Here is a 13,031-nt window from a genome sequence, read left to right as displayed (position 1 = left end):
GGCCATGCCCCAGGCGTCGCGCGGAGCCGGTCCGCTCCCCCGCCGGCCGCTCCGTCCGCCGGATCCCCCGCTCACCGCCGCCACCACGCCGACGCACGTCCGCCGGTACCGCCCGTGCCGCCGCGGTCCCCGGCCGCCTCCCCCGCGCGGAGCGCCCCGGCGGGCGCCGGCACCCGGGGCAGCGGCTCGCGCGCCCCCAGCGGCACCTCGGGCGCCTGCTGCTCACCCTCGCGTCCCAGCAGCGCGGGCTGCCACCGGGTCCGCTGCAGGGCCCGGACCAGCGCGGTCACCATGACCGGGTCGAACTGGCTGCCCGCGCAGCGCTCCAGCTCGGCCAGCGCCTCGGCGACCGGCCGGCCGCGCCGGTAGGAGCGGGTCGAGGTCATCGAGTCGAAGGCGTCGGCCACCGCGATCACCCGGGCGAACTCCGGGATCTCCGTCCCGGACAGGCCGTGCGGGTAGCCGCGGCCGTCCATCCGCTCGTGGTGGTGCAGGATCCCCGCCCTGGCCTCGCCCAGGAAGCCGATCCCGCGGACCAGCTCATGGCCGTACTCGGGATGGAGCACCACCTGCCGGTACTCCTCGTCGGTGAGCGGACCGCTCTTGCGCAGCAGCCGGGTCGGCACGCCCAGCTTGCCGACGTCGTGCAGGGTGCCGGCCACCCGCAGCGAGGCCGCCCGCTCGGGCCCCATCCCCAGCTCACCCGCCATCAGGACGGCGGCGCGGCCCACCCGTTCGCTGTGTCCTCGGGTGTAGCCGTCCTTGATCTCCACCGCCTGCACCAGGGCGCGCACGGTCGCCCGGTGCGCCGCCCGCTCGCGCTGCGACTGCGCCGACACCCACCCGGCGACGCCCAGCGGCAGCAGCGCCAGCACCCCGGCGAAGGCGCCGTAGGGGCCCTCCCAGAGCACCGCCATCATCAGCCCGACCAGGCCGTGGCCGAAGGCCGACGCGGGGCAGCGCAGCAGGCTGCGGTACCAGTTCCGGCGCCGCCCGCCGGACTCGGCCGCCGCCAGGATGCCGCCCATCAGCAGGCTGTTGACGGCGCAGAAGACCAGCGCGGCCGCTCCGGCCGGCAGCAGCACGGCCGGCAGGTGCACGCCGGCCAGCAGCCGGTGGCCGTCCAGCGCCCGGAACGCGCAGGAGCCGGCGAAGGCGGACAGGCCCAGCTGGGCCGCGTTCCAGCACCTGCGGACCGCCCGCGGCGGCGCGGCGGGCGCCAGCAGCGCGGCCGGCAGCGCGACCAGCGCGGCGGCGGAGGGCGGAAGCAGCAGCGCGCCCGCGAGCAGCACCGGGAAGTGGGCCGCCGGGGCGGCCTCGTCGCCCGCGGCGGCGCTGCGGGCGACGAGGTCGCAGCCCAGGAACAGCAGCGCCAGCACGGCCGCCCTGGACCAGGCCTCGGCGGTCCGCACCTGCGGCAGTGCGGACAGCACCCAGCCCAGCGCGGCCGCGACCACCAGGGCGACGTACACCCTGGCCACGGTCGGGAGCGCGCGGCGGCTCTGCTCCACTGCTGCGGTGCTCCAATCAGGGGATGCCCCACGTCGACGACCCGTCGCGCACAGGGTTCGCCAGGCGGACTGGAGCAAGCACCTGTGTTTCGCCCCGTCAATACCCGTGGCCCCGGGGCGTCAAGCCCCGGGGCCACGGATTCACGTCTGCTTTTTTGGTGACGCCGCGTCAGTCGTCGAAGGCGTCAGCGGCGTTCGGCCTCCGCCGGCGCTCCGGCGCCCACCGGGTCGTCGCCGACCAGGTCGCCCTGGACCGGCACGCCCGCGCGGATCTGCTCGATCCGCGCCAGCACCTTGCCGCGCAGGTCCGACGGCGCGGTGTCGCAGCAGGAGCGCTTCACCAGCGCCTTGATGGCCTGTTCCAGGCCGTACTGGGCCAGGCACGGCGAGCACTCGTCGAAGTGCTGCTTCAGCTTGGCGCAGTCCCCCTCGCCCATCTCGTTGTCGAGGTACTCGTAGAGGTGGTCGAGCACCTCACCGCACGCGGTGTCGTGGTGGTTGCCGCAGCTCATGAGCCCGAGCCTTTCGCCAGGTCCTGCGAGGGACCAGTCTGCGTGACACCGGTCCCGGCGCCGCTGCCAGCCGGGACCAGCCCACGGTCGCGGGCGTAGTCCTCCAGCAGGTCGCGCAGCTGCCTGCGACCGCGGTGGAGCCGGGACATCACCGTACCGATGGGTGTCCCCATGATGTCGGCAATCTCCTTGTACGCGAAGCCCTCGACGTCCGCGAGATACACGGCGATCCGGAACTCCTCCGGAATCGACTGCAGCGCGTCCTTCACGTCGCTGTCCGGGAGGTGGTCCAGGGCCACCGTCTCGGCGGAGCGCAGACCGGTCGACATGTGCGACTCGGCGCGCGCCAGCTGCCAGTCCTCGATCTCCTCCGCGCCGGTCCGCTGCGGCTCGCGCTGCTTCTTCCGGTAGGAGTTGATGAAGGTGTTGGTCAGGATGCGGTACAGCCACGCCTTGAGGTTGGTGCCCTCACGGAACTGGTGGAAGGAGGCGAACGCCTTGGCGAACGTCTCCTGCAGCAGATCCTCGGCATCGGCCGGGTTCCGCGTCATCCGCAGCGCGGCGGAGTACAGCTGGTCCAGGTAGCCCAGGGCATCCCGTTCGAATCGTGCCGAACGCTCGGACTCGGTCTCCTCGGCGGCAGCCCTGAAGGTGTCGCCGTCGAAGTCCTCGTCCGCCTTCGGCTCGACCACGGCCCCCGTCTCGTCCTCGGTCCCGGTGACCGGACCCACCTCCTCAGCGACAAACGGCCGGTCCACGAGAGTGGACCCGCTCGCAAGGGAGACTATCGGGCTCGCGGTCTTGCCGCCCGCCACCGGCCACTGCGGCCAGGACAGAACGGAGCTCGCGACGCCCTCGGGACGGGCGGGGCATGCGGCTGAAACCATGAGCACTGCCTTCCACTGACGCTGCTGGTACCGACAGTCATGTGAACCAGGGGACCCCTGCGCGCATTCCCGGGTCCGTGCTCGCGCGTCAAAAATCTGTGCACGTGCATCAGAAGAGTCCGTCGGGCTCCAGCGGCCGGATCAGCTCCGGTCCGTTGTTGCGGATGTTGCCGACGGCCGGCGACACCGGTCGGGCCTCCATCAGCCCCGGTGGCGGGGGTGCCAGCAGGGCGCGGGCCTCGTCGGCGTCGTCCAGGGCCGGGTCCAGCCAGGCGTCCCAGTGCTCGGGGAGCAGCCGCAGCGGCATCCGGTCGTGGATGGCGGCCAGCGCGGGCTCGGCGGCGGTGGTGACGATGGTGCAGGTGCACAGCCAGGCGGCCGGGTCGTCGTCGGGGACGCCCCGGTCCCGCCAGAACTCGTAGAGGCCGGCCATGGCCAGCACCGAGCCGTCGGCGGGGGTGATGAAGTGCGGCTGCTTCCTGATCCGGGACTTGGGAGTGCCGGGCGGGACCTCCGGGGTGAACCACTCGTAGTAGCCGTCGGCCGGGATCAGGCAGCGGCGCTTGGCCAGCGCCTTCCGGAACGACGGCTTCTCCTGGATGCCCTCGACCCGGGCGTTGATCATCCGCGCGCCGCCCCGGGCGTCCTTGGCCCAGGACGGGACCAGGCCCCAGCGCAAGGTGCGAAGCTGCCGCACCGGCTCGGGGTGCTCCCCCCTGACCGCCCGGTCCAGCACCGCGTACACCGGGTCGGTCGGGCCGATGTTCCAGTTCTGGGCCAGGGCCTCGGTCGGGTCCCACGAGGCCACGTCGAACAGGCCGACCAGGTCCTCCGGCTTCCTACTCGACGCATAGCGACCGCACATACGCCCCACCATGCCACCGGACACTGTCAGCCGTGGCCCGAACCGGCGACTACCGGTTCCACATCCCTCCGTGCGAGGCTTCCCTCTCCCCTGTCCGTCCCCGTTGGTCCGTCCCCGCTGTCCGTCCCCGTCCGTCGACGCCCCACCGAAGGCACTCCGCTCCGGTTCGCCGGCCGGTGCCCGCTCGCCCCGCGCCCGCCTGCACGGGTCCACGCGGGGGTACGGGGGGTCGTTCCCCGGAAAGTTGGAGCACTTCCATGCACCCGCAGAGCATCAGCCAGGTCTGGGACCAGGTCACCGGTGTCCAGGCCGCCCCGTCGGGGCCGATCGTCTGGGCGACGGCAGCCATAGCCCTGCTGGCCGTCTGGCCGCGCTTCAGCTGGCACTACACCCGCAATGTCGTGACCATCGCGCACGAGGGCGGACACGGCCTGGTCGCCGTGCTGACCCGGCGCAGGCTGCACGGCATCCGCCTGCACTCGGACACCTCGGGCCTCACCGTCTCCTCCGGCAAGCCGCACGGCCCCGGCATGGTGCTGACCGCCGCCGCCGGCTACTCCGCGCCGCCGCTGCTGGGCCTCGGCGGCGCCTGGCTGATCTCCGGCGGCCACATCACCGCCCTGCTGTGGGCCGTGGTCGGGCTGCTGATCGCCGTCCTGATCATGATCAGGAACGCCTACGGGGCGCTGACGGTGCTGGTCACCGGCGGCATCTGCTTCGCCGTCTCCTGGTTCGGCAGCGAACAGGTCCAAGGGGCCTTCGCCTATCTGAGCGTCTGGTTCCTGCTGCTCTCGGGCGTCCGACCGGTGGTCGAACTGCAGCGCAAACGCCGCCACGGCGGTGCCCCGGACTCGGACGCGGACCAGTTGGGCCGGCTGACCCGCACCCCGGCACTCCTCTGGGTGACACTGTTCCTGCTGATCGGCCTGGCCTGTCTCGCCGCCGGGGCGCGCTGGCTGCTCACCCGCTGAGCGAGCCGATAGGCTCGGGACCCATGACCGGCACTCTGGAACCCCTGTGGCCCGCACCGACCGCGACCGACCCAGTCGACGCGGTCGTCACCGTTCCCGGATCCAAGTCGGCGACCAATCGCGCCCTCGTCCTGGCGGCCCTCGCCGACCAGCCCGGCTATGTCCGCCGCCCGCTGCGCAGCCGGGACAGCCTGCTGATGGCCGAGGGGCTGCGCGCCCTCGGGGTCGGCATCGAGGACATTCTCAACAGCAGCAGCGGGGTGTCGGGCGGCGGTGACGCCTGGAGGGTGCTGCCCAACCCGCTCAGCGGACCGGCCACCGTGGACGTCGGCAACGCCGGCACGGTGATGCGCTTCCTGCCGCCGGTCGCGGCCCTCGCCGACGGCGAGGTGCAGTTCGACGGCGACCCCCGTTCGTACGAACGCCCGCTCGGCGGCGTGATCAGCGCACTGCGCGCGCTGGGGGCGCGGATCGAGGACGAGGGCCGGGGCGCGCTCCCGCTCACCGTGCACGGCACCGGCGGCCTGGTCGGCGGCACCGTCACCGTGGACGCCTCGTCGTCCTCCCAGTTCGTCAGCGCGCTGCTGCTGTCCGGACCGCGGTTCCAGCAGGGCGTCGAGGTCCGGCACTCCGGCGACCCGGTCCCCTCGCTGCCGCACATCCGGATGACCGTGGAGATGCTGCGCGCGGCCGGCGCCCAGGTGGACGCGCCCGAGGACGGCGGCGAGCCGGACGTCTGGCGGGTCACTCCCGGCGCGCTGCTCGGCCGGGACCTGGTGGTCGAACCCGACCTCTCCAACGCCGCCCCCTTCCTGGCCGCCGCCCTGGTCACCGCCGGTACGGTCACCGTCCGCGACTGGCCGGAGCGCACCAGCCAGCCCGGCGACCAGCTGCGCGGACTGTTCACCCGGATGGGCGGCTCCTGCGAGGCCACCCCGGAGGGGCTGCGCTTCACCGGCAGCGGACGCGTCCACGGCCTGGACGCCGACCTGCACGACGTCGGCGAGCTCGCGCCGGTGGTCGCCGCCGTCGCCGCGCTGGCCGACTCCCCGTCCCGGCTCAGCGGCATCGCCCATCTGCGGATGCACGAGACCGACCGGCTGAAGGCCCTCGCCGACGAGTTCAACGCCCTGGGCGGCGACGTCGCCGAGACCGAGGACGGCCTGGTGATCAACCCGCGCCCGCTGCACGGCGGCGTGTTCCACACCTACGAGGACCACCGGCTGGCCACCGCCGCCGCCGTGGTCGGCCTGGTCGTCCCCGGGATCCAGGTGGAGAACGTCGGCACCACCGCCAAGACCCTGCCGGACTTCCCCGGGCTCTGGAGCGCGATGCTGGACAACGCCCCGATGTCGGCGAGGGGCTGAGGATCCGCATGCGCCGCTACGGCAAGGACGCCGACGAGGACGACATCCGCGCCCGCCCGTCGCGCAAGGGCTCCCGGCCCCGGACCCGGACCAGGCCCACCCACGAGGACGCCGCCGAGGGCATGGTGCTCACCGTCGACCGGGGCCGGTTCACCTGCCTGGTCGAGGCCGGGACCAAGCGCGAGCGGGAGATCTCCGCGATGAAGGCCCGGGAGCTGGGCCGCAAGGGCGTGGTCGTCGGCGACCGGGTCGGCCTGGTCGGCGACCTCTCCGGGGAGCCCGGGGTACTGGCCCGGATCGTCCGGGTCGAGGAGCGCGCCTCGGTGCTGCGCCGGACGGCCGACGACGACGACCCGTACGAGCGGATCGTGGTCGCCAACGCCGACCAGCTGGCCATCGTCATCGCACTGGCCGACCCGGAGCCCCGGGCCCGGCTGATCGACCGCTGCCTGGTGGCCGCCTACGACGCCGGACTGCGCCCTCTGCTGGTGCTCACCAAGTCCGACCTGGCCGCCCCCGAGCCGCTGCTGGACATCTACGCCCCGCTGGGCGTCGCCCACGTCGTCACCCGCCGTGACGACCTGGCCGACGAGGGCGCCGAACGGGTCCGCGAGCAGCTGCGCGGGCTGTCGACGGTGTTCATCGGCCACTCCGGGGTGGGCAAGACCACCCTGGTGAACGCCCTGGTACCGGAGCACCAGCGGTCCACCGGCCATGTCAACGCGGTCACCGGCCGCGGACGGCACACCACCACCTCGGCGCTGGCCCTGCGGCTGCCCCCGGCCCCCGGCGCCGCTCGCGGGGATGAGCCCGGCTGGGTCATCGACACCCCGGGCTTCCGCTCCTTCGGCCTCTCCCACATCGAACCGGGCCGGGTCATCCTGGCCTTCCCCGACCTGGTCCCCGGCACCGAGGGCTGCCCCCGCGCCTGCAGCCACGACGAACCCGACTGCGCCCTGGACACGTGGGTGGCCGAGGGCCACGCCGACCCCGCCCGCCTCTACTCACTGCGCCGGCTTCTCTCCACCCGGGAGACCCGCGAAGGTGACTGACGACTCGCAGCAGCGCCCGCCCCGACCGACGATGGTGATCACTGTGCGACCTTGGGAGGAACCGTGGCCTGGCTGATGGTGGTCGTCGCCGGATTCCTGGAGACCGGCTTCGCGGTGTGCCTCAAGCAGAGCGAGAACTTCACCAGGTTCTGGCCCGTGGTCGGCTTCGCCCTCTTCGGCATCGGCAGCTTCGGCCTGCTGTCCCTCGGCCTGAAAACCCTCGACATCGGCCCCGCCTACGCCGTCTGGACCGGGATCGGCGCAGCCGGCACAGCGATCTACGGCATGGTCTGGCTGGGCGACGTCGTCTCGGTGATGAAGATCCTCTCCATCAGCTTCGTCCTGATCGGCGTAGTGGGACTCCAACTCAGCGGGTCCACCCACTAGCCCGCCTTGTGCATGGTTGGTCGCGCAGTTCCCCGCGCCCCTGGGGTCTGCAACTGGCTCAGTTGCACATGTTCAGGGGCGCGGGGAACTGCGCGACAAGCCACGCACAAGCCGCAGCCGAAAAATCAGACCGAACCCCGCTGCGCCTCACTCGCATCCCGCAGCACCCGCATCAACGACGCCAACTCCCCCGCCCGCCGCACCCCGAGCGGAGCGAGGAAGTGCTGACGCAGGGCCGCCACATGGAGCCGCTGCGCCTCCTCCCCCACCCGCAGCCCCCGCTCCGTGAGCGCGGCGAACACCACCCGGCGGTCCTCCGCCGACACCTGGCGCTCGATCAGCGCCTCCCGCACCATCCGGTCGGCCAGCTTGGTGAAACCCCCGCTGCTCAGTGCGACGTCATGCGCGAGCTGGGTCATCGGCAGCCGGTACCCCGGCGTCCGCAGCAGCCGCAGCAGCACCTCGAACCAGGGGCCGGGGAGGTCCACCCCGCCGACCGGTCCGACCTGCAGCAGCGGAGCCGTCCGCGCGCAGGCCTCGACCACAAGTCCCCACCAGGTGACCAGTTCCCGGTCGTCCACTTCCGATTCCGCTGCCATACGGCCAGCGTAGAGGTGTGGACGCTGCTGGCCCTGCCCCCGCCTGATCGTTACTGTGCAGGGCATGGCCGACTACCACGACGATCTCCGCCTCGCCCATGTCCTCGCCGACCACGCAGACTCGGTGACGCTGGAGCGGTTCAAGGCGCTCGATCTGAAGATCGACACCAAGCCGGACCTCACCCCGGTCAGCGACGCCGACAAGGCCGTCGAGGACCTGCTGCGCAACGACCTCAAGCGGGCCCGCCCGCGTGACGCCGTGATGGGCGAGGAGTTCGGCAGCACCGGCCACGGCCCGCGGCGCTGGGTCATCGACCCCATCGACGGGACCAAGAACTACATCCGCGGCGTCCCGGTCTGGGCCACCCTGATCGCGCTGATGGAGCTGGGCGAGGGCGGTGAGCGGCCGGTGGTCGGGATGGTCTCCGCGCCCGCCCTGGGCCGTCGCTGGTGGGCCGCGAAGGGCACCGGAGCGTTCACCGGGCGCAGCCTCACCAAGGCGTCCAAGATCCAGGTCTCCGACGTGTCCGTCCTGGAGGACGCCTCCTTCGCGTACTCCTCGCTCACCGGCTGGGAGGAGCGGGGCCGGCTCGACGCCTTCCTCGACCTCTCCCGCACCTGCTGGCGCACCCGCGCCTACGGCGACTTCTGGCCCTACATGATGGTCGCCGAGGGCTCCGTGGACATCTGCGCCGAGCCCGAGCTCAGCCTCTGGGACATGGCCGCGACCTGCGTCATCGTCGAGGAGGCCGGCGGCCGCTTCACCGGCCTGGACGGCGTGCCCGGCGTCCACAGCGGCGACGCCGCCGCCTCGAACGGCCTGCTCCACGGCGAACTGCTGCAGCGCCTGGGGTGACCCGGAGGCCGGGCCCGGGCGGAACCTTCCGCCCGCCGGGTGACGTTGGCCAGGTACGGTTCGGACAGCCCCTTACTGCCCTTTGCCATCTCCGCCGTGCCTGGAGGCTCACCGGTGTCCTGGATCAGCGACCATCTGCTGGCACTCAACGGCACCCTGGTGCTGCTGGCGGTCTTCCTGCTGCCGGCCCTGGAGTCCTCGGTCTTCCTCGGCTTCGTGATCCCCGGCGAGACCGCCGTGGTGATCGGCGGGGTCACCGCCTACAACGGCAGGACCGAGCTGTGGGCGGTGATCGCGGTCGCCGTCGCCGGGGCGGTCATCGGCGACAGCATCGGCTACGCGGTCGGCAAGCGCTGGGGCGACAGCCTGCTGGGCCGCATCCCGCACCGGCTGATCAAGCCGGCCCACGTCCGGCAGAGCAAGGACCTGATCGCGCGACTGGGCGGCCGGGCGGTCTTCGCCGGACGCTTCGCCGCGGCGCTGCGGGCCCTGGTGCCGGGCCTGTGCGGGGTCTCCGACATGCGGTACCGCACCTTCGCCCTGTGGAACGTGCTCGGCGGGGCGTTCTGGGCCACCGGCTTCGTCCTGCTCGGCTACTTCGCCGGCGCGGGCTGGCACCAGGTGGAGCACTACGCCAGCCTGGCCAGCTGGATCTTCGTCGGCGTGATCGTGGTCGCGATCGGCGCCCTGCTCTACTTCAAGCACCGCGCCGAGAAGCGCTCGTCGTCCCGCTTCGAGGAAGCCCCCGAGGAAGCCGAGGCCGTACGCTGACCGGTTATCCTTCCGGGTATGAGTGACCTGCTGGAACGACTCCGGGACCGGGGCTGGCGGCTGACCTCGCAGCGGCGGGTCGTGGCCCAGGTGCTCGACGGCGACCACGTCCACTTCACCGCCGACGAGATCCATGCCCGCGCGGTGGAGCTGCTGCCGGAGATCAGCAGGGCCACGGTCTACAACACCCTCGGCGAACTGGTCACCCTGGGCGAGGTGCTGGAGGTCAGCACCGACGGCCGCGCCAAGCGCTACGACCCCAACGCCCACCACGCCCACCAGCACCTGGTCTGCTCCGCCTGCGGCTCCATCCGCGACGTCCACCCCACGGACGACCCGATAGCCGCCCTCCCCCCTGCGGAACGCTTCGGCTTCACCATCTCCACCGTAGAAGTCACCTACCGCGGCCTCTGCCCCGACTGCGCCGCCTAGCGTGGCTCTGACGGATCTTCAGCTGCGGACCGTAGCGGGCTTGTCGCGCAGTTCCCCGCACCCCTGAGCAAGTGCAACCGAGCCAGTTGCAGACCCTCAGGGCGCGGGGAACTGCGCGAGAGGCCACCACCGAGGTGCACGGTGGCGCCAACCGCACCCCCACCCCGCCGTGGTTACCGACTACGCCGTCAAATCCGCCCGCAGCGCCTCGATCAACCGCACCGCCCGCTCGGTCACGCTCCCGGGCCCGTACTCGGCCGCCCGCTCGCACCACCGGTGCGCCTGCGCCAGCTCCCCCCTCCGCGCCGCCACCAGCCCCAGCCGCAGCGCCGCCCGCCCGTGCCCGGCGTCGGCCGCCCTGGTGTACCAGAGCATCGCCTCCGCCTCACTCCCCTCCCGTGCCAGCAGCAGCCCCAGGTTGAAGGCCGCACTGCGGCTCCCCCCTTCCGCCGCCCGCCGGTACCACTGCTCCGCCGCCACCGCGTCACCCCGCTCCGCGGCCCGGACGCCCACCCGTACCTGCGCACGCCCGTGCCCGGCCTCCGCGGCCACCGCGTACCAGCGGTCCACCTCCTCGGCGTGCCGCTCCTCCCCGCCCCGCTCCAGCAGCACCGCGAGCCGGAACGCCGCCTCGGCCGACCCCCGCTCCGCCGCCTGCCGGTACCGCGTGGCCGCCGACGCGACGTCCCCGCGCCGCTCCTTGGCGACGGCCAGCTGCAGCGCCGCCTCGGCGTGCCCCTGCCCGGCCGCGCGGGCGTACCACTCCTGGGCGTCGTGCTGCTCCCCGCGCCCGGCGTGCAGGATGCCCAGGTTGAAGGCGGCGTCCACGCTCCCGGCCTCGGCCGCCTTGGAGAACCACGGCTCGGCGCCGGGGGTGTCCCCGCGCTGCAGCAGCATCACCGCCAGCGCGTTGCTGGCCTCCCGGTGCCCGGCGTAGGCCGCGCGCCGGTACCACTGCTCGGCCTGCGCCTCCCGCCCCTCGGCCGCACACAGCAGCCCCAGGTTGAAGGCGCCGTTGTGGTCCCCGGCCTCCAGGGCGGCGCGGTACCACTGCTCGGCCATGTCGGTCTCGCCCCAGGAGGCGTGCAGCGCGCCCAGCGCGTTGGCGGCGCTGCCGTCGCCGGCCTCGGCGGCCTCGCGCCACCAGTCGGCCGCGGCCACCTCGTCCCCGCCGTCGCGCAGCAGGAAGCCCAGGGCGGACGCGGCCCTCGGCTCGCCGCCCTGCGCCGACTGGCGGTACCAGCGCGCGGCCTCCTCCCGCTCGCCGCGCCGCTCCAACTGCATGCCGAGCCGCAGCGCGGCCCGGGCGTGGCCGCGGGCCGCCGCCTGGCGGTACCACTGCTCGGCGCCCTCGCCCTCCTTCGCGGTCTCCTTGAGCCGGCCGAGGCGGTAGGCGGCCTCGCGGTGCCCGGTCTCCGCGGCGGTGCGGAACCAGCGCTCGGCCCGGACCGTCTCCCTGCGGTGCTCCAGCAGGTCGGCCAGGGCATAGGCGCCGCCGGTGTGGCCCTGCTCGGCGGCCTGGTGCAGCCAGTACTCCGAGCCGGGCTCGTCGCCGTGGTCGCGCAGGTGCAGGCCGAGCGCGTGGGCGGCCGGCGCGCTGCCCGCGACCGCGGCGGCGCGCCACCACTGCGCGGCCTCCTCGCGGTGGCCGCGCTGGTGCAGCAGGACGCCCAGGTTGTTGGCCCCGGCCCTGATCCCGGAGGCGGCGGCGCGGCGGAGGTAGGGCTCGGCGTCGTCCGGGTCGCCCCGGCGCAGCAGCATCGCGCCGAGCAGGCTGCTCGCGGCCGGGTCCTCCTCGGCGTCCAGCCGGTAGCGGGCCTCCAGCGCCGCCTCCTCCTGGGCCTCCAGGGCGGATTCGAAGCTGTGCCGGTCCGACTCGTCGTCCGCGGCGGGCGGCTCGGTCCCGGTCGCGTCATAGCTGCCGACCTCTGCCGCGGCGACCCGGGCGGCCTCGTCCGGGACACGTTGCAGGGGCAGCCGTCCGACCTGCGGGTCGTCCTGCTCGACGCCCGCTCCTCCTCCAGCGACTACCGACATGTCGACTCCTGCGTCAGCCGGATTCCTGGTCATCCGTGGTACGCATCGGAGCTGACGGCCGTTTTCCGGCCACGCACCGTCCCCCATGGGGTTCATCGTCGCACCACCCGCAACCCGCGTACACCTGGTATACCCCAGCCGATGAGGTTACTTCAGCGCTTTGTCGATATCGCGACACATCAACCTCGCACAGTCGCCATCAGGGCTCGGAGCCGACTCCGCCCCAGCGGGGGACACCGGCCCCTCGCGCCCCAGTCTCCCCGCTCCCGACAGCAATAGACAGACCGTCAGATTCACTACCGGATCGGACGATTGAAGCGACAACCAGATTGCCCTACGGGTCCACCCGTTCCGCAGGGACTCCTCCGGGAGCCTATTCCTTCGCCCTTGCCGCGCCGATCACCCGGAGGAGTGAGACGCAGGACACATCGTCAGATGTGGCCCCGCAACGCACGGGAGGCCCGGTGCGATGTGCACCGGGCCTCCCGACAAGGAGTAGCGGGGACAGGATTTGAACCTGCGACCTCTGGGTTATGAGCCCAGCGAGCTACCGAGCTGCTCCACCCCGCGTCGTTGTGTCCTCACAGTAGATCACCGGCGACCGGCACCGCAAATCACTTGATCCGGCCGACCCCGCCGGCAGGGCACGGGGGCAAGGCAGAAGGCCCGGTGCGATGTGCACCGGGCCTTCCGACAAGGAGTAGCGGGGACAGGATTTGAACCTGCGACCTCTGGGTTATGAGCCCAGCGAGCTACCGAGCTGCTCCACCCCGCGTCGTTGTGC

Annotated in this window: 13 protein-coding genes and 2 tRNA genes; 7 read left to right on the top strand and 8 right to left on the bottom strand. The window is 73.0% G+C overall.

The features are described from left to right. Window positions 1–71: 71 nt before the first annotated feature. From TR46_RS25455 to TR46_RS25440, 4 genes are all read right to left on the bottom strand, one after another. A complete protein-coding gene (locus TR46_RS25455; protein WP_063770671.1) occupies window positions 72–1,511 on the bottom strand; it encodes an HD-GYP domain-containing protein in 1,440 nt (479 codons plus the stop codon). Between the two features lie 185 nt (window positions 1,512–1,696). Then, entirely contained in the window at window positions 1,697–2,023 is a 327-nt protein-coding gene (gene rsrA, locus TR46_RS25450) for a mycothiol system anti-sigma-R factor (RefSeq protein WP_042405347.1), read from the bottom strand. Next, window positions 2,020–2,910 carry a sigma-70 family RNA polymerase sigma factor gene (locus tag TR46_RS25445; protein WP_084718915.1) on the bottom strand — a complete coding sequence of 297 codons (891 nt, stop codon included), beginning with the start codon at window positions 2,908–2,910 and terminating at the stop codon, window positions 2,020–2,022. The genes rsrA and TR46_RS25445 overlap by 4 nt, the downstream gene beginning before the upstream one ends. 109 nt (window positions 2,911–3,019) lie before the next feature. Beyond that, complete coding sequence (locus TR46_RS25440) at window positions 3,020–3,775, bottom strand: SOS response-associated peptidase (protein ID WP_042405345.1); 756 nt, start codon at window positions 3,773–3,775, stop codon at window positions 3,020–3,022. Between the two features lie 257 nt (window positions 3,776–4,032). On the opposite strand from TR46_RS25440, the gene TR46_RS25435 reads away from it, so the two are divergent. The 4 genes from TR46_RS25435 (at window position 4,033) to TR46_RS25420 (ending at window position 7,552) form a co-directional block, all read left to right on the top strand. Then, window positions 4,033–4,746, top strand: a complete 714-nt coding sequence (locus tag TR46_RS25435; protein WP_042405343.1) for a M50 family metallopeptidase — start codon at window positions 4,033–4,035, stop codon at window positions 4,744–4,746. 23 nt (window positions 4,747–4,769) lie between these two features. Next, window positions 4,770–6,113 (top strand): 3-phosphoshikimate 1-carboxyvinyltransferase, encoded by a 1,344-nt coding sequence (gene aroA, locus TR46_RS25430; protein ID WP_042405341.1) that lies wholly within the window; start codon window positions 4,770–4,772, stop codon window positions 6,111–6,113. A gap of 8 nt (window positions 6,114–6,121) precedes the next feature. Beyond that, window positions 6,122–7,165: a ribosome small subunit-dependent GTPase A gene (gene rsgA / locus TR46_RS25425; protein ID WP_042405340.1), complete on the top strand. Its 1,044-nt coding sequence runs from the start codon at window positions 6,122–6,124 to the stop codon at window positions 7,163–7,165. A 63-nt stretch (window positions 7,166–7,228) separates the two neighbouring features. Beyond that, a complete protein-coding gene (locus TR46_RS25420) occupies window positions 7,229–7,552 on the top strand; it encodes a DMT family transporter (RefSeq protein ID WP_042405337.1) in 324 nt (107 codons plus the stop codon). A gap of 125 nt (window positions 7,553–7,677) precedes the next feature. On the opposite strand, the gene TR46_RS25415 is transcribed toward TR46_RS25420, so the two are convergent. Then, window positions 7,678–8,151: a MarR family winged helix-turn-helix transcriptional regulator gene (locus tag TR46_RS25415; RefSeq protein ID WP_042405336.1), complete on the bottom strand. Its 474-nt coding sequence runs from the start codon at window positions 8,149–8,151 to the stop codon at window positions 7,678–7,680. A gap of 64 nt (window positions 8,152–8,215) precedes the next feature. On the opposite strand from TR46_RS25415, the gene hisN reads away from it, so the two are divergent. The 3 genes from hisN (at window position 8,216) to TR46_RS25400 (ending at window position 10,210) form a co-directional block, all read left to right on the top strand. After that, window positions 8,216–9,007, top strand: coding sequence for a histidinol-phosphatase (gene hisN / locus TR46_RS25410; RefSeq protein WP_042405396.1), 792 nt, complete (start codon window positions 8,216–8,218; stop codon window positions 9,005–9,007). A gap of 114 nt (window positions 9,008–9,121) precedes the next feature. Beyond that, window positions 9,122–9,778 carry a DedA family protein gene (locus tag TR46_RS25405; RefSeq protein ID WP_042405333.1) on the top strand — a complete coding sequence of 219 codons (657 nt, stop codon included), beginning with the start codon at window positions 9,122–9,124 and terminating at the stop codon, window positions 9,776–9,778. An 18-nt stretch (window positions 9,779–9,796) separates the two neighbouring features. Next, a complete protein-coding gene (locus tag TR46_RS25400; RefSeq protein WP_042405332.1) occupies window positions 9,797–10,210 on the top strand; it encodes a Fur family transcriptional regulator in 414 nt (137 codons plus the stop codon). A 180-nt stretch (window positions 10,211–10,390) separates the two neighbouring features. Here the strand turns inward: TR46_RS25400 and TR46_RS25395 are convergent, their stop codons facing one another. From TR46_RS25395 to TR46_RS25385, 3 genes are all read right to left on the bottom strand, one after another. Continuing rightward, complete coding sequence (locus tag TR46_RS25395) at window positions 10,391–12,247, bottom strand: tetratricopeptide repeat protein (protein ID WP_236655494.1); 1,857 nt, start codon at window positions 12,245–12,247, stop codon at window positions 10,391–10,393. Window positions 12,248–12,743: 496 nt separating this feature from the next. Continuing rightward, window positions 12,744–12,817, bottom strand: a tRNA-Met gene (locus TR46_RS25390). Between the two features lie 131 nt (window positions 12,818–12,948). Continuing rightward, window positions 12,949–13,022, bottom strand: a tRNA-Met gene (locus TR46_RS25385). Window positions 13,023–13,031: the final 9 nt, after the last annotated feature.

The organism is Streptacidiphilus carbonis, assembly GCF_000787775.1.
GTDB lineage: Bacteria > Actinomycetota > Actinomycetes > Streptomycetales > Streptomycetaceae > Streptacidiphilus > Streptacidiphilus carbonis.
Note: the sequence above shows the minus strand (reverse complement) of the source record. Positions and strands in the feature narration are given on the sequence as shown.